This window comes from Kribbella sp. CWNU-51, assembly GCF_054073265.1.
The window spans coordinates 78,123-96,084 of record NZ_JBSXMZ010000026.1 but is presented as its reverse complement, the minus strand read 5'-3'; the positions used below and the strand labels follow the sequence as shown (position 1 = coordinate 96,084).

Below are 17,962 nucleotides of genomic sequence, written 5' to 3'. Positions count from 1 at the left end.
TCGTGTAACCCTCGGCGGTGTTAGCTTCGCTGGCTGTGAAGCGAATCGCCGCCCTGGTAGTCGTCCTCGTCCTCACCGGTTGTTCGACCGTCGAGTCGAAAGACATCCGGACCAGCGGGATCACCGCCAACCTCGTTGTCACGCTGTCCGAAGGAACTGACGCCGCGGACGTCAGCGCGTCGTTGCGGGTCGGCACGCTCACCTTCGTCGAGCTCGGTGACGGTGAGCAGATCACCGCGTCGGGCGGCGGGAAGGACGTCGGACTGCGGCATCGCCGGGCCGCGGGGGTGACCGACTACAGCAACCGCCTCGACGGCGTGGTTGCGCCGGGCACCGAAATCACGGTCGACCTCGAACGGGGCAAGAACAACGATTCGGCACCCCGGTCGACGGTGCGACTGCCCGAGCGGGTCCGCCTCGTCGCACCCGTGGCCGGCACGACCTCCTCGCGCCGCCGCGACATCGTCGTACGGTTCGAGAGCGAGCCGTCGCAGTTGCCGTCGATCCTCACCTGGACCGGCCAGTGCATCCAGCCCGGCAGCCTGGAGCTGGAGCCGGGCCGCACCTCGGCCACGATCGCCCGCGGCTCGATCAAGGCCGCCGCGACCACACCGACTCCAGGGGTCGCGGCGCCTGCGTGCCAGATCGACATCACGCTCACCCGCCGTAGCGAAGGCACGCTGGACAAGGCGTTCAAGGACGGCAGTGTCACGGCCGAGAGCCAGTCCGTCCGGCGGATCAACTCCGTTCCGTAGTCGTCCGGCGACACGCGGCGGTCACCGGCCGGCCTTTTCTCGGCTACCTTCACGAGGGCACAGGTCTTCCTGCGGCAGCCAGCCTCAGGGACGTCCGCCCAAACCTCCGAAAGGTTCCCCTCATGCGCCGCCTCCCCCGCGCGCTGCTTCCGTTCGCCCTCGTCGCCGCGGTGGTCCTGCCGGCGGCCCCGGCTGCCGCCACCCACGGCGACTTCGACATCCAGGCCCACCGTGGCGGTCTGGGGCTCACCGTGGAGAGCACGATCGCGTCCTTCTCGCACGGCCTCGAGCTCGGCGTCAGCACGCTGGAGCTCGACGTGCAGATCACCCAGGACGGGTACGCCGTGGTCACCCACGACCGCCAGGTCACGGGCAGCAAGTGCCGCGACACCGCGCCGTACACGCCGAACGACCCGGAGTACCCCTACGTCGGGAAGTTCATCAACACGCTGACCCTCAAGCAGGTCAAGCAGCTCGACTGCGGATCGCTACCGCAGGCGGGCTTCCCCGGCCAGCAGCCCGACCCGGGCGCCCGGATGCCGGAGCTGCGCGACATCTTCGCGCTCGTGCACCGCTACCACGCGTACGACGTGAAGCTGAACGTCGAGACCAAGGTGGAAGCCGGTGCGCCGTCGGAGACCGCGCCGCGGGAGCAGTTCGTCCAGGTGGTCGCGCGGGAGATCCGGAAGGCCCGCATCGCCCGCCAGGTGACGATCCAGAGCTTCGACTGGGGCTCACTGATGCGGATGCACCAGGTCGCGCCCGAGCTGCCGCTGGTCGCGCTGGACAACTTCGACTTCCTGCAGGTCGGCAAGCCGGGCAAGTCGCCGTGGCTCGGCGGCATCGACATCGACGACTTCGGGGGCGACCCGATCAAGGCGGTCACGTCGTTCGGCGCGTCGGCGATCTCCCCGGTGGACGGCTTCCCGCAGGGCGGGAAGATCACCGATCCGGCGTTCCGGCCGTACTTCACCAAGGACCTGGTGAAGGCGGCGCACAAGGCCGGCCTGAAGGTCATCCCGTGGACGGTCGACGACCCGGCGACGATCCAGTGGTTCATCGACCAAGGTGTCGACGGCATCATCAGCGACTACCCGGACCGGGTGCGCGACGTCGTCCGCGCGAACGGGTTCCGGCTGCCGCGCGCGTACGACGCTCCCGCCGTACGGGCGTTGCCGTCGGCCCACGCGCACAACGACTACGACCACCGCCGGCCACTGCAGGATGCACTGGACCGTGGGTTCAACAGCGTCGAGGCGGACGTGTGGCTGGTGGACGGTGAGCTGCGGGTCGCGCATGACCTGGACGACGCCGTGCCGGGCCGGACTCTGGAGAGCCTGTACCTGAAGCCGCTGGCCGACCGGGTGCGGGAGAACCACGGGCAGGTGTACCAGCACGGTCGCGACTTCCAGTTGCTGATCGACATCAAGAGCGACGGACCGTCGACGTACGCCGCTGTCGACGAGGCACTGCAGAAGTATCGCGGGATCAGCACGGTCTTCATGAACGGGCGGGTGCTCGAGGGCGCGGTGACGTCGGTGATCAGCGGCAACCGGCCGCTCGACGTACTGAAGGCGCAGAAGGTTCGCTACGCCGGGTACGACGGCCGCCTCGGCGATCTGCAGTCGGGGATGCCGGCGTCGCTGATGCCGCTGGTGAGTGACAACTGGACGAACGTCTTCACCTGGAACGGCGTTGGCCCGATGCCGGAGGCCGAGAAGACCAAGCTGCACGACATCGTGGTGACCGCGCACCACGCCGGCTACCGGGTGCGCTTCTGGGAGACCCCAGACACGCCAGGTGCGGCCCGCGAAGCACTGTGGGGAGAGCTGTCCGCGGCCGGCGTCGACTACATCAACACCGACGACCTGCACGGACTCGAGGACTTCTTGCGGAGCTAGGGCGTGACTTCCGTCAGGGCCAGGACGTCCTTGCCCTCACGGAAGGCCTTGCGTTGTTTGACAGCGCCGTTCCCGTCCACCAGTGCGCGCTGGATGCCGTCGCGCACCAGGTCTACCGCGTCGAGCTCCTGAAGCGCCGGCTCCACGTGCTGCCGCAGTCGCTCGACGACCTGGGACATGGGCAGTGGCTCGCCGCTTCGCACATCCAGCCCGCCACCGGTGAGGCCGTCGCGCGCTGCCAGCCAGTAGGCGGCCCGTAGTATCTCCGGCTCGAGTTTCGGCCCCCGGCCGCCGTCTTCCACCGCAGTCATCACCAGCGCACGGATCAGCGTGGCCAGCAGCACAGTCTCGTCGATGGTGAGGGGGACGTCGCTGACCCGGACCTCGACCGTCGGCAGATGCGTGGACGGCCGGATGTCCCAATAGACCATCCGTTGGTCGATCAGCGTGCCTGCCGCCATGTGCATCGCCACCAGCGCGTCATAGTGCTCGACCGACTCCAGGTACGGCGGTGGGCCGGCACACGGCCAGCGTGTCGTCATCAACCAACGCCAGCTCGCGAAGCCGGTGTCCTGTTGCAGATAGATCGGTGAGTTCGCGGTCAGTGCGAGGAGCGCCGGCAGCCACGGCCGCAGGTGGTTGCTGACCCTGGTGGCTCCCTCCCGGTCAGGTACGTCGACATGCACATGACAACCGCAGACACATTGCTCCCGTGCCAGCAACCCCCACTTGTCGGCCAGCTCCTCGTAGCGCGGTTTCATCGTGATCGGCTGAGCCGCCTCCCCGTGCGGTAGCACGCCGATCGCCAGCAGCCAAGCGCCCTCCTCGGCAGCGGCCTTGGCGAGCTTGGAGCGCATCTCCGCCAGATGCACACGCAACTCGCTCGACGTGTCACACACCGGAGTGTTGATCTCGACCATGGCTCGCGTCAGCTCGAGCTCGACGTCCTGCAGGTCCGCCACCACCGCCACGCTGCGCGGGAGCGGATGACCGCTGGCGGAAACGAGCAGGAGTTCTTCCTCGACGCCGAACGAAGGATGCCTCACCCCGAGCCGGTACCCGATCACAAACGGGTTAGGCTCTGCGGCGTGAGTCTGCCGATCGTCACCGCGACCCGCTACGTGCTGCCGTTGCGCGAGGGCGGCTCGCTCCCCGGTGTTGTCGAAGGCAACGATCTCGGCACCTACGTGATCAAGTTCCACGGCGCCGGGCAGGGCCCGAAGGCGCTGGTCGCCGAGGTGATCGTCGGCGAGCTGTTCCGCCGCCTCGGCCTGCGCGTCCCGGAGCTGAAACTGATCCAGCTCGACCCCGCGATCGGCAAGTCCGAGCCGGACTTCGAGATCCAGGAACTGCTGATCCGCAGCGCCGGGCTGAACCTGGCCGTCGACTTCCTGCCGGGCTCCTTCGGGTACGACGGCTCGGCCGGCAACCCGGGCGACGACGGGATGGCCCGGATCCTCTGGCTGGACGCGTTCGTCGCCAACGTCGATCGGTCCTGGCGGAACACGAACATGCTGGTCTGGCACAAGAACCTCTGGCTGATCGACCACGGAGCCGCGTTGTACTTCCACCACTCCTGGATGTCCGCGGAGAAGTTCGCCGGCCTCCCGTACGACGCCTCGGACCACGTGTTCTCCATCGCGGCACCCGGCGTACCGGCGGTGGATGCGGAGCTGGCGGCCGCGATCACGCCGGCCTTGCTGACCGAGGTGATCGGGCTCGTGCCTGACGAGTGGATCGATGACGGTGACCGCGAGCGGTATCTCGGCCATCTGACCGCACGTCTGGAAGACCGGTCCGCCTGGCTGCCAGGAGGTGTCCGGTGAGCATTGACCTGGTGCCTTTCGACTACGTGATTTTGCGGGCGGCGCCGCGGATCCAGCGCGGTGAGTTCGTCAACGTGGGTGCGGTGCTCTACTGCCGCGCAATGGACTTCCTGGGCGCGGCCTGGGACGTGGAGCCGTCGCGACTGAAGGCTCTGGACCCTGCGGTCGACGTGGACGTGGTGTGCGCGTCACTGGAGCAGATCCGCGCAATCTGCGCCGGTGACCCGCACGGTGGGCCGGCCGCGGCCACCCGGATCGGTGAGCGCTTCAGGTGGCTCGCCGCGCCCCGCAGTACCGTCGTACACCCCGGACCGATCCACAGCGGGCTCACCAACGACCCCGCCGCGGATCTGGACCGGTTGCTCGACGCGTTCGTGCGCTAAGCCAGCGCTGCGGACACCACCTCGCGGGCCCGCTCGAAGACCTGCTCCAGGTGGTCGGCGCCCTTGAAGGACTCGCCGTAGATCTTGTAGAGGTCCTCGGTGCCGGACGGGCGCGCCGCGAACCAGGCCGACTCGGTGGTGACCTTCAGCCCACCGATCGGCGCCCCGTTGCCCGGTGCACTCGTCAGGCGGTCCACGATCGGCTCACCGGCCAATTCGGTCGCTGTGACCGCGTCGGCGGACAAGGCTGCCAGTTTGGCCTTCTCCTCACGCGTGGCGGGCGCGTCCACCCGCGAGTACGCCGATGCACCGAACCGCTCGACCAGTTTGGCGTGGGCCTGTGACGGCGTCTCACCGGTCACCGCGGTGATCTCACTTGCCAGCAACGCCAGCAGGATCCCGTCCTTGTCCGTGGTCCACACCGTGCCGTCGAAGCGCAGGAAGCTCGCTCCGGCCGACTCCTCACCGCCGAAGCCGACCGAGCCGTCGATCAGCCCGGGTACGAACCACTTGAAGCCGACCGGGACCTCCCAGAGCCGCCGGCCCAGGTCGGCGACCACGCGGTCGATCAGCGACGACGACACCAGTGTCTTGCCGACCGCCACGTCCGGACCCCACTGGCGGTTGGCGAACAGGTAGGAGATGGCGACGGCCAGGTAGTGGTTCGGGTTCATCAGGCCGGCGTCCGGGGTGACGATGCCGTGCCGGTCCGCGTCCGCGTCGTTCCCGGTGGCCACGTCGTACTTGTCCCGCTGGGCGACCAGCGAGGCCATCGCGTACGGCGAGGAGCAGTCCATCCGGATCTTGCCGTCGTGGTCCAGCGTCATGAACGACCAGGTCGGGTCGATTCTCGGGTTCACGACCGTCAGGTCGAGCTGGTGCCGCTCGGCGATCGCGGCCCAGTAGTCCACACTCGCCCCACCGAGCGGGTCCGCGCCGATGTGTACGCCGGCGGTGCGGATCGCGTCCAGGTTGAGCACGGAGGGCAGGTCGTCGACGTAGTGGCCGACGAAGTCGTACTCCCCCGCGTGCTGACGGGCCTGCTCGAACGGCTTGCGCCGTACCTCCCGGTTGCCGCCGGCGATCAGGTCGTTGGAGCGGGCCGCGATCCAGCCGGTCGCGTCCGCGTCCGCCGGGCCGCCGTGCGGCGGGTTGTACTTGATGCCGCCGTCGCGGGGCGGGTTGTGCGACGGAGTGATGACGATGCCGTCCGCACCGGCGCCGGCACCGCGGTTGAGCCGCAGGATCGCATGTGACACGGCAGGGGTCGGCGTGAGCCGGTCCGCGCTGTCGACCAGGGTCTGCACGTCGTTGCCCGCGAGTACTTCGAGCACCGTGCGCCAGGCCGGCTCGGAGAGGCCATGGCTGTCCCGGCCAACCAGGAGCGGGCCAGTGGTCCCTTCACCGGCCCGGTACTCGCAGATGGCCTGGGTGATGGCCAGGATGTGTGCCTCGTTGAAGGCACCGTCCAGGCTCGAGCCGCGGTGTCCCGACGTACCGAAGACGACCTTCTGAGCTGGGTTCTGCACGTCCGGGGTGATGTCGTCGTACGCCTTGAGCAACGCGGCGATGTCGACGAGGTCCTCGGGCTGAGCTGGCTGGCCTGCGCGTGGGTCCATGACCTCATGCAACAAGCCCCGGCGTCAGATCACAACTCCCCGGGAGCCGTGTCTCATCCGGCGTACGGCGTCAAGAGTTGATCGACGGGAGCGTAGTCGTCGGTGAGCACCGGCGCGTTGCCGACGAAATCCGTCAGCTGGTCCCGGACCTCGGTGCCTGGTCGGAGGCCCGCCTCGATCGCGCCGACGTCGATCGGCCGGTCGGAGCCCACCAGGACGAAGTTGCCGCCGGTCCGCCCGGCGAACTCGTCCGTCGTGGCGATCACGGCCACATGCGCGAACTCCGCCTGCAGCGTCTCGACTTCGGCCTTGGCGAAGAGTGCGTTCCCGTGGTCGATCACGTTGACCAGGTAGACGCCGTCCGGCCGCAGCACCCGCTTGACGTCCGCGACCAGCTCGCGCGTGGTCAGATGCCAAGGGACGGACAATCCGCTGAAGGCGTCCATGATGACGAGGTCCTTGCTGTCCGTCGCCTCGTCCCGGACTCCGAGTCGGCCGTCCCGGACAGTGACCGAGAGATCCGGACCGGTCCGCACTCCGAGCTCTTTCTTGTCCAGCTCGACCACGGCCCCGTCGATCTCGTACACCTGGTTCTTGGTGTCCGGACGGGTCGCGGTCAGGTACCGCGGCATGGTCAAGCCGCCACCGCCCACGTGCAGCGCGTCCAAGGGTTGTTTGGCCGGCCAGCTGCCGTTGATCGCGGCGGCGAAGTTCTTGATGTAGTCGAACTCCAGATACGTCGGGTCGTCGAGGTCGACGTACGAGTGCCTGAGCTGGTCCAGGTACAGCGTCCGTCCGCCCTCACGATTGGGGTCCGCGACGACCCGGGCGCAGTGGTACGCCGTCTCGACCTCACAGGGCCGTGGCGCGACCAGAGTCAGCGTGGCACCGACCAGTGCGAGTGCCACCGGCTTCACAGCCGCTCGAGCACCTCGCAGTACGACGGTCAACGCGGCTCCGGCGACGACCAGCAGCCCACCGAGGCTGAGCACGATCGTGCTGATCGGAGTCTTCGCCACGAACACGAACCCGGTCAGCACCGTGCCCACGATCCCGCCGACCGTCGCATAGGCGGACAGCCGGCCGACCACGGTGCCGGTCTGGGCCAGACTCGCCAACCGCAGCTTCGTCACCATCGGCGTCACGGCCGCGAGCAATGCAGCCGGAGCGAACAGAGTCAGCGCGAGCACCAGGAACACGTAGTTGCTGGCGTCTTCCCGGAGCGCCTCACCGGTCCAGCGGACCACGGGGAGGATCAGCATCACCAGTGCGCCGGCGAAGAGGATCAGTGGACCCAGAGTCCGGCTCGGCGGCACCATGTCCGCGAACCGTCCGCCGAGGGCGGCTCCGGTCGCGATGGCGGCCAGCGCGACTCCGATGACCGCTGTGTTCGTCTCCAGCGTCAGCCCGATGTACGGCGCCACCAGCCGCAGCGAGACGAGCTCCAGCACCATCACGGCGGCCGAACTGCCGAACGCCAGCGTGATCGCCAACCTCTGCCCGACCGGTCCAGCTTCACCCTTGCCCACCGCGTCACCCTACCGGTCCAATGAAAGCGTGATGGACGCGAAAACCAGCGCGGAGCTGTACCACGCCAGCCGGGAACGAGTGACGGCCGCGGTCCGCGGCCTCGCCCCAGCCGATCTCGACCGCCAGGTACCCGCTTGCCCGCAGTGGAGTGTGCACAACCTCGTCTCCCACCTCGTGGGCGTCTCGGCCGACTTCGTGGCGGGCAACCTCGCCGGTGCGCCACGACCGCCCTGGACTGCGGTCCAAGTGGAATTCCGGCGCAATCTGCCGATCGACGCCGTCCTGGACGAATGGGCCACTGCGGGGCCTGCGCTCGAGCGGCTGGTGGTCAGCGGTACGACGTCTCATCCGCTCGTCTGCAATCCGTACGTCGACGCGAGTGCGCATGAGGCGGATCTGCATGGTGCGATCGGGAGTGGGCGTCCGCCCCCGGAGGTCTGGAGTGCCACCCTCGACTGGATGCTGGACTCCCCCGGACCACTGACGGTCATCACCCCGGACGGCACGTACTCGGCCGGCTCCGGCGGTCCGGCAGCAGTCGTGCGGACGTCGTCGTACGAGCTGTTCCGGGCGATCTTCGGGCGCCGCAGTGCTGCCCAGATCCAGGCGTGGGACTGGGATCGACCCGACTACGCGGCCGGGTGGAGTCTGGAGCTCCCTAGCCTGCCGCAGACCACGGTGCCGCTGAACGACTGACGTGACTAGGGCTCGTCCAGACGGGCGATCAGTGTCTTGGGGGCGATCTGCCGGTACGCGCCCTCGACCAGGTCCTCGAAGTGGTCCCAGTCGACCTCGACGTCCAGGTAGACGCCGAGCCAGCCGCGATGACCGACGTACGGCGGCCGGAAGAAGTGCTCGGGATCATCCGCGACCAGCGCCTCCTGGACGCCGGGCGGCGCCGCCATCCAGACCGCGACCCGGTCGTCATGGTGCTGATCGGCGTACATCACGAACACCTTCTTGTCGCGCACGAACCAGGTCGGCTCGCCGTGACTCGGCCGCTCGGTCGCCTCAGGCATCCCCAGGCACAGACCGCGCACGCGTTCCAGAACGTCCATCGACCTAGTGTCGCGGACCCGGGACGACAACGCCCGCTTCGTAGGCGTAGACCACTGCCTGGGCACGATCGCGCAGATCGAGCTTGGTCAGGATGTTGCTGACGTGCGTCTTCACCGTCTGCTCCGCCAGCACGAGCTCGGCCGCGATCTGCCGGTTGGACAGTCCCCGCGCGACCAGCCGCAGTACGTCGGTCTCGCGCGGTGTGAGGTGGACCGGCGTGATGGGTACGACGGGTTGGGCCCGGGCGAAGTCCTCGACCAGCCGGCGCGTGACCGAGGGCGCCAGCAGCGCATCGCCGGCGGCGACGATCCGGACCGCCGCCGCCAGCTCGTCAGGGGTCGAGTGCTTCAGCAGGAAGCCGCTCGCGCCGGCCCGGAGTGCGGCGTACACGTAGTCGTCGAGGTCGAAGGTCGTGAGCATGACGACGCGCGGCGAGTCCCCGGACGCTGCGGTCGCGAGGATCCGGCGGGTCGCGGCGAGGCCGTCCATGACCGGCATCCGCACGTCCATCAGGATCACGTCCGGGTGCAGTTCGGCCGCCAGTTCGACCGCTTCGGCGCCATCGCCGGCCTGTCCGACGACCTCGAGATCGGCCTGTGCGTTCAGCAACGCGCTGAACCCGGCCCGCACCATCTCCTGGTCGTCAACCACCAGCACCGTGATCGCCACTCGCCACCTCCTTCCCGACCGGTATCGACACCGCCACCAGATAACCGCCTTCGGGGGTCGGACCGGCGTTCACCGTCCCCTCCACGAGCGCAACCCGCTCGCGCATCCCCACCAACCCGTGTCCACTCCCCTGAGCGTCCGGCACCGCTTCCCGCGCCAGCCCGTTGGACACCTTGACCTCGAGCGCGTCGCCGACCCGCTGAAGTTCCACGCGCACAACGGATCCCGGCGCGTGCCTGACAGCGTTGCTCAACGCCTCTTGCACGACCCGGTACGCCGTCAACTCGACCGAGGGGTCGAGTCCGGTCGGCACCTCTGCTTCCAACCGCACATCCGCTCCGGCCCGCCGCGTACTCGCGACCAGGTCCGCCACCTGATCCAGCCCCGGCTGCGGTCCCAACTCCCCCAGCGGCGGCTCCACCGGCTCCCGCAACAGCCGCAACACCTGTCGCATCTCCGTCAGCGACGCCCGCGCCGCGTCGGCGATCTCGGCGAACTCCGCGCGTACGTCGTCCCGCACGTCAGGCAACCGATGCGGTGCACTGTCCGCACGGACCACCACGACCGACAGGTGGTGCGCGACGACGTCGTGCAACTCGCGGGCGATCCTGGCCCGCTCCTGCAGCCGCGACCGCTCGGCTCGCTCGGTCCGGCTGATCGTCTCCTGCTCGGCCAGCTGCCGGTTCGTCTCCGACCGCGAGTGGATCAGATCGCCGACCACGACCGCGATCGCGGACAGCACCGCCATGGTGACCAGGCCGGCCCAGCCACCTCGGTCTGGTGCGAGGACCGTCGCCACCAGACCCACGACCTGGGTGGCGGCCCACCAGCCCACCAGCTCACGGCGTCCGAGTCCACGCGCACCGACGATCGCGAGGACGAACGACTGCCCGAACGCCGCGGTGGTCCCCCACGGCCACGGCTCGTCCGTGCTGACCGGTGTCGTCACCACCGCCGTGATCGCCGTGCTCGCAAGCGATACGACCAGCGCCGCCCGTGGCCGCAGCCAGGCCAGGCCCAGGCTGAGCGCTCGCGCCATCGCCAGCGCCAGGACGGCGCCGAGCGACACGTAGTAGTGCTGACTCAGATCCATGACGGTCAGCACCAGCAACGCCGCGACGCCGAGCCCGGCGACCCACGCCCACCGCCCACGCGGCCACCGGTTCGGCATCCCCAGCTCAGCGCTCACGGTTGGACCCTAGTTCACAGCTGCTGCAGCCACGACCAGAAGAACAGCAGTCCTCCGGCCGTGAGAGCGATAGTTGCCGGGAGCACCCACCGTCGGGTCGTCGTCTCGTCGAGCCCCCGAACCAGCGCCGCCTGCAGCCACGCGATCCCGCGCAACGCGAGCAGGAACACCACGATCGCGGGCAGCGATACCGCCGCGTGCACCGCCCAGGCCCCCGCCTTCGTCGGCCCGCCCCACGTCCCGGGCCCGAACGGCCCGTCCTCCACGAACCCGTAGAACGGCCCACGCACCACCGCCGTCACCGCGAGCATCAGCAGGAACCAGCTCATCAGCCCCAGCACCGAACTGAGCAGCCCGTACCCGAACACCCGTCCTACTCCGGCCGGCGACGCTCCAGCCGCCGCCTCCTCCTGGCTCAGCAGCCGGCCCAATCTCTGCCAACGCCGAACTGCCGTCTTCGCCTCACCGAGCACCGCGTCGGCCATCGTCCGTACGCCGACCGGCACCAGCAAAGCGTCGTACGCGATCGACCTGGCCAGACGACTCAGCCGGCGGCGGCGCGCATCCGGCCGACCGGATAGCGGTCGATCCGGGGTGGTGTGCAGCGTGTCCGTCATGATCTCTCCTCGGGTCTCAAGTCCTGAGATCGAGGCTAGGAATCAGCGGCGCCCGGCACATCGGGCCAGGGAGCCAGGTCGCGGGCAGTACCCCGGTAGGGGGTCGATTGTGATCCAGGTCACAGTGACCACGATCCGGATTGTGACGTTACACGGTCAGTGCCGGATGGCGTGCACGGCTCGCAGTGCACAACGGGGGTGCCCGACGGCGCGAGCGGCGATGCCGCGTCCAACAGGAGGTTCGGACCCCATGCGCAATCGAAACCTGGCGGTGATCGCCACGCTGATCCCGGTTTTGATGCTCGCGGGCTGCGGCACCGACACCGCGTCCGGCGTCGCCGCCTCGGCCCCCGGCGCCAAGAAGGCGTCCAAGCATGCCCTCACCGACGAGGTGGGCGGGCAGACGGACCCGGCAGGCGCGGATGATCCAGTCGTCCGCGCGTACTACGACTACCGGGTCGCGCTGGACCAGATGATGCGCAGCGGCGGCAGCAAGACCAAGCAGCTCGCGCCGGTGATGACGGCGAGGGTGTTCCAGGCGATCAGCGTCCAGGCGAAGTACTACCGCACCAAGAGGCTCCACAACACCGGCATCACCACAGTCCTGTGGGCCAAACGCACCCTGGCGTCGAACGGCGTCATCGTCAGCGCCTGCTACGACACCACCGCAGCCCGCACCGTCGACGCGAAGGGCCGCGCGGTCCTGCCCGCCTCCACGCCGACGCGCTGGCTGGACCAGATGCGCGTCCAGCCGCTCCATGGCCGGTGGGTCGTCGACGGGGGCACCACCACCCCCAACGCCTGCTGACTCCCGCGGGCCGCACATCGTCTCCGGATCGCTGCCACCCGGCACACCTCGCGACCGGAGCCCCGCAGCGCGGAGAGTTCAGCTCTCCGCGCTGCTGCGTCCGTCAGGGGTGGCGGACCATCTGCTGCAGCAGTCCCTCGACCGCACCACGCAACTCGGCGTCGTGCTCGGGACCCGACCACACGACCACGCAGCCCTTGTCACCGAGCCTGCTCGCGATCAGTTCGCGCGCCGGCGTCGGATCGCCTTGATTGAGTACGACGACCAGCCGCCGGCCGTCCCGCTGCAAGCGATCCAGCAGCGGCGGCAACGTCGACCCCCGGAACACTCCGGGATCGCTCTTCACCTTGGTCTCGACCATCACCCCCCGCCCGCGCACGACCAGCAGGAAGTCGGCGCGGTCCCGGGTGAACTCACGATCGTGGTAGATCCGCGCCTTCGGCCACAGCCGCTGCAGCGCCGCGTCCACGTCGGCGTCGTACCGGGCCGCCAGCCGGCTGACCCGCGAACTCGTCCCGCGCGGCCGGAACAGCTCCGGCGTACGCCGACCGTCGCGGCGGCGCCCGAACAACGGGCGCAACCAACGCCTCAGTCTCGTGTCGATCATCGGCGGACCCCTCGACCTAGCCGGCACTCACCCCGAGTCTGCCCAGGTCACTTCCGTGGAATCCCCACCACACCCGATCGTGATCGCACCGCCACAAACCCGACGTACCGCTGACGGTTGGGCTTGCCGGCGGACGAAAAGATCCCGCGGCCGACGGCCGCGGGATCTGTCGTCGGTTCAGCCGTTCTTGATCGCGGAGACCTCGATCTCCAGGGTGACCTTCTCGCTGACCAGGACGCCGCCGCCCTCGAGCGCCGCGTTCCAGCTGACGCCGAAGTCCTTGCGGTTGATCACCACGGAGCCCTCGAGGCCGACGCGCTCGTTGCCGAACGGGTCGGTCGCCGTGCCGGTGTACTCGAACGCGATCTCGACCGGCTTCGTGACCCCACGGATGGACAGGTCCCCGGACACCACGAAGTCCGCGTCACCGGTCTGCTTGATGCCGGTGGACGCGAACGTGATCTCCGGCTGGTTGTCCATGTCCAGGAAGTCGTTGCTGCGCAGGTGGTCGTCGCGCTGGCTGTTCCGCGTGTTGATGCTCTTGGCCTGGATCGTCACCTTCCCGGACGACTTCTCCGGGGTCTCCCCGTCGATGTGGATCGAGCCCTCGAACTCGTCGAATGACCCCCGCACCTTCGTCACCATCGCGTGCCGGGCGACGAAGCCGACCCGGCTGTGCGCCGTGTCGATCGTGTAGTCACCGGACAGGGCGGCGTACTCGTTGGACATACCGGAATCCTCCAGGGAGAGTAGTTGAAGTTTTCACAGTCCAGCTTTCACCTATCGCGCCCAGATGTCTACCCCCGGTACCGCGGGTCCGGCCCGCGGACCCGGACCGCGGGCCGCGCCGGGTCCCGACCGTTGCCTGCAGCAACGGGTTATTCGGTTGCGGGGGTACGACGGCACCGGGTGTCATAGGTGGTCGAAAGATCGGAGGGACCGTCGTGGAACCGCTCAGCGCCGACGAGATCAGGCGCTCGTTCGTCAACTCGTCCAAGAGCCAGATCAAGGCGATGACGCTGCCGCCCGGGTTCACCGAACTCCCCTGGGAGTCGCTGGACTACCTCGGCTGGCGCGACCCCAAGGCGCCCAATCGCGGCTATCTGGTGGTACGGCGCGAGGCCGGCGTGATCGGCATCGCGGTGAACACCCAGGCCTCGGGTGCGCCGCGGCGCGGCGCCGGGCTGTGCGACCTGTGCAACACCGCACACCACCTCACCGACGTCGCCCTGTTCGCCGCTCGCCGGGCCGGGACGGCCGGCCGCGCGGGCAACACGGTCGGCACGTACATCTGCGCGGACCTGGCCTGTTCGCTCTACGTCCGCGGCCTGCGCGAACCCGACGTACCACAAGGAGAAACCACCGCCCCCGAGGTGCGCGCCGAGCGGCTCGCGGCGCGGATTGAAGGTTTCGTAAATCGCGTGCTTGCCTGACGTACCGGACGGGCACCGGGACACTACTCTGGAGTCCAGCAAAACCGGCCCGCGGGGGCGATAAGGAGAGCGAGTCGCGATGACCGAGTTCAGAATCACGCACGAGATCCACAAGGTTCACCCGGACATCCGCGAGATGCTCACCGCCACCACCATCGAGGCGATCAACGAGACCAGCTCCCGGTCCGCCGAGGACGCCGCTCGCGTGCTGCGCCACAAGCTCGCCGAGATCGGCGTCCACATGAGCGAGGAAGCCTGCCTGGCCGCCATCGAACGCATCCGCTCCGGCAAACAACTCCGCTTCGAGATCGAACGCGAAACCGACGACGCGGAGTGACGCCGCCGGTCCCGGGACACTAGATCTGGAGGGTTCCCGGGGTCCCGATCTCCAGCCAGTTGAGGTCCGCCTTCGCCGACGAGAACGCCGACTCGATGCCGGCGCGACCTTGCCGGAAGTGACTCCAGCCCTCGTAGTGGACCGGGACGATCGTGCGCGGCCGCAGCAGCGAACACAGCTCCACGCCGTCGCGACCGGTCATCGTGTACCGAACCGGCCCGCTGATGCCGAACTGCACGGCGCCGAGGTGCAGCAGCACAGTGCCGACCTCGCATCGGCCGCCGACCTGCCGGATCCCGTCGTACAGCACAGAGTCCCCGGAGATCCACAGCGCGCCGTGTTCCTGCCCCGGCCAGCGCAACGCGAAGCCGATCACGTCGCCGGTGATCCGGCGGCTGAGCGGCGGCCCGTGCCGGCACGGCGTCGCGGTGATCTCGAGCGGTGGTCGTCCAGGCTCCCGCAGCGTGTGGACCGCCCACGGCACCAGACCGATCGTCGCGCCGCCGAGCCGCGCAGCACCAGCCGCGGTGGTGACCACGGTGCCCACCCTCGGCAGGAGAGCCCGGCCGGCGTCGTCCAGATTGTCGGCGTGGTGATCGTGCGTCAGCAGTACGGCGTCGATCGGCGGCAGCTCGTCGACCGCGATCGCCGGCCCGGTCAGTTTGCGTGAGGCCGATCCCCAGCCGAAGGCGTAGCGTCGTCCGGGCGGGTCGAAGGTCGGGTCGGTGAGCAGCCGCCATCCCTCGACCTCGATCAACGTCGTCGGGCCGCCGATGTGGGTGATGCGTGCCTGGCTCACGAATGCTTCACTGCCCAGTCCAGGACCTCGTCCGCGATCTTCTCCCACCCGGCCTGGGCCGGCAGCAGATGCGCGTAACCGTCGTACTCGCGGATCTCGGTGATGGTCTGCGACTTGTAATGCTTGGCGTTGGAGCGCTGAATCTCCGGCGGCATGATGTGGTCCTCGGAGCCGGACACGAACAGCAGCGGCGCGCGTGCGTCGTTGTGGTAGTCGACCCAGGTGTCCTGGTGACCGGGCTGGAAGTTCGCCAGCACGCTCCCCCACAGGATCCCGCCGTTCGCGGGGATCGCGTAACGCTCGTACAGCGCCCGCGCCTCCTCCTCGCCGAACGTGTTCGTGAACGCGTACTTCCACTCGTCGTACGACAGCGGGATCGCCCGGTGCCGGTTCGCCGGGCTCTTCAGCACCGGGAACGTCGACTTCACCTGCGAGAACGGCACCACCCGGACGCCCTCGGTGGGCGCCGAGTTCAGCGCCACCCCGGCGGCTCCGAAGCCGTGGTCGAGCAGGATCTGCGTGAACGCCCCGCCGGCCGAGTGCCCGATGATGATCGGCGGCGTGTCCAGTTCGCGGATCACCGACTCCAGGTGCTCGATGATCGCCGGGACGGTCACCTTCATAATCGGGCCCGGGTCGGCGTTCAGCGCCTCCACCTCGACCTCGAACCCCGGGTAGCCCGGCGCCAGCACCCGGAACCCGCGCGCCTCGTAGTGGGTGATCCAGTGCTCCCAGCTCCGCGGCGTTACCCAGAATCCGTGCACCAGTACGACGGTGTCAGCAGGCATGATCGCGTCCCTTCCGTCCGGGATGTTGGCCGAAACCGTAGCTGTCCGTACGGCGCGCTCCGTAGGATGTGCCTGCACGGATCTGGGCTGTGTCTGCACAGTTCGCCCACCAGACTCCAGGGTCTAGGGGGTGGGCATGGCGGTGTTGCTCGACACCGCCGGGCTGCCGCGGCGGGACCGGCCCGAAGCGTTCTACGCCGCGATGATGTCGGCGAGTGTGCCGGCCCGTGTCGAGCACGAGGACCCCCACGGCGACGTGCACGCCAGGATGGACTTCTGGCAACTCGGCACGCCGGACCTGTTCCGCAACGAGGGATCCGGGATGCGCCTGGTCCGGACGCCGAAGCACGTCCGGATCGGAGGCCCGGAGCGCCTGGCCCTCGCCGTGCAGGCGATCGGGTCTGGCGTCTTCAGCCAGGGTGACGTCGATCAGCGCGTCCGCACCGGCGACCTGATGCTGGTCGATCTGACCGCGCCGTACGACTTCGCCTGGAGTGGGCATGGTGCGTCGCAGGCCTTCCAGATCGACTACGCCGACCTCGGACTGAGCGTCGAATCGGTCCGCGCGGCCGCTCAACGATTGCCCAGCAGCCCGCTCTACACCCTCGTGCTGCACCATCTCACAGTCCTGCCGAGCATCCTCGAGTCGTTGCACGGCACACCGTCGGCCGACCTGGTCGGCACGGCCACCACGCAACTCGTCCGCGCCCTGCTGACCTCGGCCGCGGATCGCGACACCCAGCCGCCGGCGATGACCGACGTACTGTTCGCCCGCATCACCTGGTACGCGCGCCGCCATCTCACCGATCCAGAGCTCAGTCCCACTCGCATCGCGGCGGAGCACAACATCTCGCTCCGCTACCTCTACAAGCTGTTCGCCGAGCACCATCTCAGCCTCGAGCAGTGGCTGATCAGCGAGCGTCTCAAGGGCGCCGCTCGCCAGCTCGCCGAGCCGGCGAGCAGGCGTCGCCCCATCGCCTCGATCGCCGCGGGCTGGGGGTTCCTCGACGCCGCGCACTTCACCCGCCGGTTCCGCCAGGCGTACGGCATGACACCGCAGGAGTGGCGCCGGCGCTAGCCGAGGTGTTCTGGGGTGAGAAGCGCGGTCAGAGTCAGGCCGGCTTCGGTCAGCGGGGCCGGGGTGGTCGAGTTGCGGTTGATGACGCACAGGGCATCGGTGATGTGAGCACCCAGAACACGGAGGTCGTTGGCGGAGAGCACGATCTGGCCGCCGGTGGTGACGACGTCCTCGACGATCGTGACCCGCCGGCCCGCGGTCTCGGCGCCCTCGGCCAGGCGGCGCGTCCCGTAGGGCTTGGCCTGCTTGCGGACGAACGCGCACGGCAACCCGGTGTGCCGGCCGAGCGCGGTCACGACCGGGATCCCGCCCATCTCCAACCCTGCCAGGACCTCGGTGTCAGCCGGCACGAGCGGCACCATCGCCTCGGCCACGGCATCCAGCAACGCCGGAACCGCCTCGAACCGGTACTTGTCGAAGTACTCACTGGTCGTCTGCCCCGACCGCAACACGAACTCCCCGGTCAGATGAGCAGTCGCATAGATCCGCCGTCCCAACTCCGCAAGCTCCACCCAAGCACCCTAACGGGCCGCATCAGCGGTCCCCCTGCCCGGTGGCCGGTGG

At 68.9% G+C, this 17,962-nt stretch carries 21 protein-coding genes; 9 read left to right on the top strand and 12 right to left on the bottom strand.

Features of this window, described 5'->3' with window-relative positions:
• Positions 1-35 precede the first annotated feature (35 nt).
• Together ACXC9Q_RS27695 and ACXC9Q_RS27690 are read left to right on the top strand one after the other, a co-directional pair.
• The gene (locus ACXC9Q_RS27695) at positions 36-755 is read left to right on the top strand and encodes a hypothetical protein (protein WP_457059552.1); all 720 of its coding nucleotides are present in this window, start codon (positions 36-38) and stop codon (positions 753-755) included.
• Positions 756-877: 122 nt separating this feature from the next.
• Positions 878-2,656: a glycerophosphodiester phosphodiesterase family protein gene (locus ACXC9Q_RS27690; protein WP_457059551.1), complete on the top strand. Its 1,779-nt coding sequence runs from the start codon at positions 878-880 to the stop codon at positions 2,654-2,656.
• Here ACXC9Q_RS27690 and ACXC9Q_RS27685 read toward each other — a convergent pair.
• Positions 2,653-3,702 (bottom strand): carboxylate-amine ligase, encoded by a 1,050-nt coding sequence (locus ACXC9Q_RS27685; protein WP_457059550.1) that lies wholly within the window; start codon positions 3,700-3,702, stop codon positions 2,653-2,655. The genes ACXC9Q_RS27690 and ACXC9Q_RS27685 overlap by 4 nt on opposite strands.
• 42 nt (positions 3,703-3,744) lie before the next feature.
• Between ACXC9Q_RS27685 and ACXC9Q_RS27680 the strand changes: the two genes are divergently transcribed.
• Positions 3,745-4,482 carry a HipA family kinase gene (locus tag ACXC9Q_RS27680; protein WP_457059549.1) on the top strand — a complete coding sequence of 246 codons (738 nt, stop codon included), beginning with the start codon at positions 3,745-3,747 and terminating at the stop codon, positions 4,480-4,482.
• Complete coding sequence (locus tag ACXC9Q_RS27675) at positions 4,479-4,865, top strand: DUF3037 domain-containing protein (RefSeq protein ID WP_457059548.1); 387 nt, start codon at positions 4,479-4,481, stop codon at positions 4,863-4,865. The genes ACXC9Q_RS27680 and ACXC9Q_RS27675 overlap by 4 nt, the downstream gene beginning before the upstream one ends.
• Here the strand turns inward: ACXC9Q_RS27675 and pgm are convergent.
• Both pgm and ACXC9Q_RS27665 read right to left on the bottom strand, forming a co-directional pair.
• Entirely contained in the window at positions 4,862-6,484 is a 1,623-nt protein-coding gene (gene pgm / locus ACXC9Q_RS27670; protein WP_457059547.1) for a phosphoglucomutase (alpha-D-glucose-1,6-bisphosphate-dependent), read from the bottom strand. The genes ACXC9Q_RS27675 and pgm overlap by 4 nt on opposite strands.
• Positions 6,485-6,537: 53 nt before the next feature.
• Entirely contained in the window at positions 6,538-8,013 is a 1,476-nt protein-coding gene (locus ACXC9Q_RS27665; RefSeq protein ID WP_457059546.1) for a fused MFS/spermidine synthase, read from the bottom strand.
• A 31-nt stretch (positions 8,014-8,044) separates the two neighbouring features.
• On the opposite strand from ACXC9Q_RS27665, the gene ACXC9Q_RS27660 reads away from it, so the two are divergent.
• Positions 8,045-8,710, top strand: a complete 666-nt coding sequence (locus ACXC9Q_RS27660) for a maleylpyruvate isomerase family mycothiol-dependent enzyme (RefSeq protein ID WP_457059603.1) — start codon at positions 8,045-8,047, stop codon at positions 8,708-8,710.
• 5 nt (positions 8,711-8,715) lie between these two features.
• Here ACXC9Q_RS27660 and ACXC9Q_RS27655 read toward each other — a convergent pair whose 3' ends face one another.
• From ACXC9Q_RS27655 to ACXC9Q_RS27640, 4 genes are read right to left on the bottom strand one after another with little or no spacing between them, the layout of a single operon-like run.
• Entirely contained in the window at positions 8,716-9,072 is a 357-nt protein-coding gene (locus ACXC9Q_RS27655) for an MmcQ/YjbR family DNA-binding protein (protein ID WP_457059545.1), read from the bottom strand.
• Positions 9,073-9,076: 4 nt separating this feature from the next.
• Positions 9,077-9,742 carry a response regulator transcription factor gene (locus ACXC9Q_RS27650; RefSeq protein WP_329479179.1) on the bottom strand — a complete coding sequence of 222 codons (666 nt, stop codon included), beginning with the start codon at positions 9,740-9,742 and terminating at the stop codon, positions 9,077-9,079.
• Positions 9,717-10,931 (bottom strand): histidine kinase, encoded by a 1,215-nt coding sequence (locus ACXC9Q_RS27645; protein ID WP_457059544.1) that lies wholly within the window; start codon positions 10,929-10,931, stop codon positions 9,717-9,719. The genes ACXC9Q_RS27650 and ACXC9Q_RS27645 overlap by 26 nt, the downstream gene beginning before the upstream one ends.
• A gap of 14 nt (positions 10,932-10,945) precedes the next feature.
• Complete coding sequence (locus ACXC9Q_RS27640) at positions 10,946-11,548, bottom strand: hypothetical protein (protein WP_457059543.1); 603 nt, start codon at positions 11,546-11,548, stop codon at positions 10,946-10,948.
• A 250-nt stretch (positions 11,549-11,798) separates the two neighbouring features.
• On the opposite strand from ACXC9Q_RS27640, the gene ACXC9Q_RS27635 reads away from it, so the two are divergent.
• Complete coding sequence (locus ACXC9Q_RS27635; RefSeq protein ID WP_457059542.1) at positions 11,799-12,356, top strand: hypothetical protein; 558 nt, start codon at positions 11,799-11,801, stop codon at positions 12,354-12,356.
• A 103-nt stretch (positions 12,357-12,459) separates the two neighbouring features.
• Here the strand turns inward: ACXC9Q_RS27635 and ACXC9Q_RS27630 are convergent, their stop codons facing one another.
• On the bottom strand, positions 12,460-12,963 hold the full coding sequence (locus tag ACXC9Q_RS27630; protein ID WP_457059541.1) for a hypothetical protein: 504 nt from the start codon (positions 12,961-12,963) through the stop codon (positions 12,460-12,462).
• Positions 12,964-13,140: 177 nt separating this feature from the next.
• Entirely contained in the window at positions 13,141-13,692 is a 552-nt protein-coding gene (locus ACXC9Q_RS27625) for a YceI family protein (protein ID WP_457059540.1), read from the bottom strand.
• 215 nt (positions 13,693-13,907) lie between these two features.
• Here ACXC9Q_RS27625 and ACXC9Q_RS27620 point away from each other — a divergent pair, with 215 nt between their 5' ends.
• Both ACXC9Q_RS27620 and ACXC9Q_RS27615 read left to right on the top strand, forming a co-directional pair.
• Positions 13,908-14,396, top strand: coding sequence for an FBP domain-containing protein (locus ACXC9Q_RS27620; protein WP_457059539.1), 489 nt, complete (start codon positions 13,908-13,910; stop codon positions 14,394-14,396).
• Positions 14,397-14,475: 79 nt separating this feature from the next.
• Positions 14,476-14,733 (top strand): hypothetical protein, encoded by a 258-nt coding sequence (locus ACXC9Q_RS27615; RefSeq protein ID WP_457059538.1) that lies wholly within the window; start codon positions 14,476-14,478, stop codon positions 14,731-14,733.
• Between the two features lie 19 nt (positions 14,734-14,752).
• On the opposite strand, the gene ACXC9Q_RS27610 is transcribed toward ACXC9Q_RS27615, so the two are convergent.
• Together ACXC9Q_RS27610 and ACXC9Q_RS27605 are read right to left on the bottom strand one after the other, a co-directional pair.
• Positions 14,753-15,532, bottom strand: coding sequence for an MBL fold metallo-hydrolase (locus ACXC9Q_RS27610; RefSeq protein WP_457059537.1), 780 nt, complete (start codon positions 15,530-15,532; stop codon positions 14,753-14,755).
• On the bottom strand, positions 15,529-16,320 hold the full coding sequence (locus ACXC9Q_RS27605) for an alpha/beta hydrolase (protein ID WP_457059536.1): 792 nt from the start codon (positions 16,318-16,320) through the stop codon (positions 15,529-15,531). Before ACXC9Q_RS27605 ends, ACXC9Q_RS27610 begins: the two co-directional genes overlap by 4 nt.
• 136 nt (positions 16,321-16,456) lie before the next feature.
• On the opposite strand from ACXC9Q_RS27605, the gene ACXC9Q_RS27600 reads away from it, so the two are divergent.
• A complete protein-coding gene (locus tag ACXC9Q_RS27600; RefSeq protein ID WP_457059535.1) occupies positions 16,457-17,398 on the top strand; it encodes a helix-turn-helix domain-containing protein in 942 nt (313 codons plus the stop codon).
• Here ACXC9Q_RS27600 and ACXC9Q_RS27595 read toward each other — a convergent pair.
• On the bottom strand, positions 17,395-17,910 hold the full coding sequence (locus ACXC9Q_RS27595) for an orotate phosphoribosyltransferase (RefSeq protein ID WP_457059534.1): 516 nt from the start codon (positions 17,908-17,910) through the stop codon (positions 17,395-17,397). The two genes, ACXC9Q_RS27600 and ACXC9Q_RS27595, sit on opposite strands and share 4 nt — an antisense overlap.
• Between the last annotated feature and the right edge of the window lie 52 nt (positions 17,911-17,962).